The following is a 2,217-nucleotide window of genomic DNA, read 5'->3' as shown; positions in this document are numbered from 1 at the left end:
GTCGAAATCCAGCGCCAGCATCAGCGAAAAGCTGAACCGGGACCGCATCCCCGAGGAATAGGTGCCAAGCGGCTGGTCGAAATACTCCCCCAGGCCGCACAGCCAGCGGCAATAGGCCTCCACGTAATCGGGATCCAGCCCGTAAAGCTTGGCGATATAGCGGCAGTTCTCCATTGCCGAAAGACGGCTGATCACCCCGCCCATGAAGCCCAGCGGAAAAGAAATCTTGCAGTTGCGGCGGATCTCGCCCTCATCCGGTTTTTCCAGGCCGGCCATCATGTTGATCAGCGTCGTTTTCCCGGTGCCGTTCGGAGCCAGCACACCCAGCGATTTGCCCGGCTCGACGCGGAACGACACGCGGTCAAGGATCACCTTGCGCTGGGTTCCCGTCCAGAAGGACTTGCTGACGTTTTCAAACTCAAGCATTGCTGGTTCCGGTGCTGCTCGTGCGGCCTTCTTGCGGGCTCTGACTGTCTGCCTCGTTTCCACATCGGCGTACTCAGGCGCCCGTGGCTCTTTGTTATCAAAAGAGTGTTAATGGCCTACGCCGCGAATTTGGCTTTATTATGTCGAATTGTACCATAATTGATCAATGAAGTTTTAACCATTTCAGCCATGATCCGGGGCCGGGGGCGTGTTTTCAGGCGGCAGGGGGGCAAGGCGGGGCAAGCAATGACTGTTTCCAAATGCGGGGCAATGACGGCCGGTCAGCAATTGAAGGCGCAGATTCGCGGCTGCCGGATCTGTGCGGACCGTTTTGCCGCAACCGCCACCGCGCATGAGCCGCGCCCCGTGGTGTGGTTCCGGCCCACTGCCCGGATCCTGATTGCCGGCCAGGCGCCGGGCGCGCGGGTGCATGACAGCGGCCGGCCCTTCACCGATCCTTCGGGCGACCGGCTGCGGGCCTGGCTGGGCCTGAGTGAGGCGGAGTTTTATGACAAGGACCGGGTGGCCGTGGTGCCGATGGCGTTCTGCTTTCCCGGCTACAACGGGAAAAAGGCGGATCTGCCGCCGCCTGCGGTGTGCGGCAGGACCTGGCACACCCAAGTGATGGCGCAGTTGCCGGAGGTCCGGCTCAGGGTGCTGGTCGGGGCGCATGCGCAGCGCTATCATCTGGGGGTAAAAGGGCCGGTGACGGCGCTGGTGCAGGGCTGGCGGGAACATGCGCCGCAGGTCTTCCCCTTGCCGCATCCGTCCTGGCGTAATACCGGATGGCTGAAGAAAAACCCCTGGTTCGAAACCGAGCTGCTGCCGGTGCTGCAGGCCCGGGTGAAGGAGCTGATGCGATGACAGAAGAGACCCCGCTGGATCTGGCCCATGCGGCGATGGAGGCGGACCCTGCAGATGATGCCGCCCGGCTGCGGTTTTACGAGCGGCTTGGCGACAGCGAGCTGTTCCTGATGCTGACCGAAGAAGCCGCCGGCGGGCAGATCTCGCCGGAGCTGTTTGAGACACCCGAGGGGGCGTTTGTCCTGGTGTTCGACCGCGAGGAACGGCTGGGGCAGTTTGCCGGCAGGGCGGTGCCTTACGCGGCGCTGTCGGGCCGGGTGATTGCGCAGATGCTGGCCGGGCAGGGGATCGGGCTGGGACTGAACCTGGAGGTGGCTCCGTCCGCCATCCTGATCCCGGCCGGGGCGGTCGGCTGGCTGCATCAGACGCTGGGCCACGCACCGGAAGAGGTGGAGGCTGCGGTGGAGATGTTTACTGCGCCCAAGGGGCTGCCGGAGGCGTTGCTGACGGCGCTGGATGCCAAGCTGGCCACTGCCGGCGGGCTGGCCGCGGCGGCCTATCTGGCAGGGGTGCGCTATGGCGGCGGCGGCCAGGGGCATTTGCTGGGCTTTGTCGGCGCCAAGGAGGCCGCGCAGCCGTCGCTGGCCAAGGCGGCAAGCGAGGCGCTGACCTTTTCCGGGATTGAGGCGGGGGCGATGGATGTGGCGTTCTTTACCGCCGAGGATCCGGTTGCGGCCAGTCTGGCCCGGGTTGGTCTGCGGTTCGACCTGCCGCAGCCGCCGGAGCCGGAAACCTATCAGCCGGAGATCCCGGGCAGCAACCCGGACAAGCCGCCGCGGCTGGTCTGACTGAAGCTGATCTGATTGAAGCCGGTGCGGGGGCTCCCGCCTGTTGCAGCACATTGTCCAATGTGCCTCGCAGTTGGGCGCGGCGCTGTGCTGGCGCACAGCGCGGAGTTTCGGCTGAGAGGCGCTTGAGGGCAAATAT

3 protein-coding genes are annotated in these 2,217 nt (G+C 64.8%); 2 read left to right on the top strand and 1 reads right to left on the bottom strand.

The features are described from left to right. The coding region (locus VOI29_RS24240) for an ABC transporter ATP-binding protein (RefSeq protein WP_323784426.1) at nucleotides 1-426 on the bottom strand (426 nt) is incomplete at its 3' end. Between the two features lie 270 nt (nucleotides 427-696). Between VOI29_RS24240 and VOI29_RS24235 the strand changes: the two genes are divergently transcribed. Then, nucleotides 697-1,290 carry a uracil-DNA glycosylase family protein gene (locus VOI29_RS24235; RefSeq protein WP_323784428.1) on the top strand — a complete coding sequence of 198 codons (594 nt, stop codon included), beginning with the start codon at nucleotides 697-699 and terminating at the stop codon, nucleotides 1,288-1,290. Beyond that, on the top strand, nucleotides 1,287-2,078 hold the full coding sequence (locus VOI29_RS24230) for an SseB family protein (RefSeq protein ID WP_323784424.1): 792 nt from the start codon (nucleotides 1,287-1,289) through the stop codon (nucleotides 2,076-2,078). The genes VOI29_RS24235 and VOI29_RS24230 overlap by 4 nt, the downstream gene beginning before the upstream one ends. The last annotated feature ends 139 nt before the right edge of the window (nucleotides 2,079-2,217 follow it).

Source organism: Leisingera sp. (assembly GCF_034669605.1).
Taxonomy (GTDB): Bacteria; Pseudomonadota; Alphaproteobacteria; order Rhodobacterales; family Rhodobacteraceae; genus Leisingera.
Note: the sequence above shows the minus strand (reverse complement) of the source record. Positions and strands in the feature narration are given on the sequence as shown.

What these genes read in the sequence shown, in the direction of transcription:
- VOI29_RS24230 (WP_323784424.1), top strand. Translation starts at nt 1,287, where the DNA reads ATGACAGAAGAGACCCCGCTGGATCTGGCCCATGCGGCGATGGAGGCG.
- VOI29_RS24235 (WP_323784428.1), top strand. Translation starts at nt 697, where the DNA reads ATGACGGCCGGTCAGCAATTGAAGGCGCAGATTCGCGGCTGCCGGATC.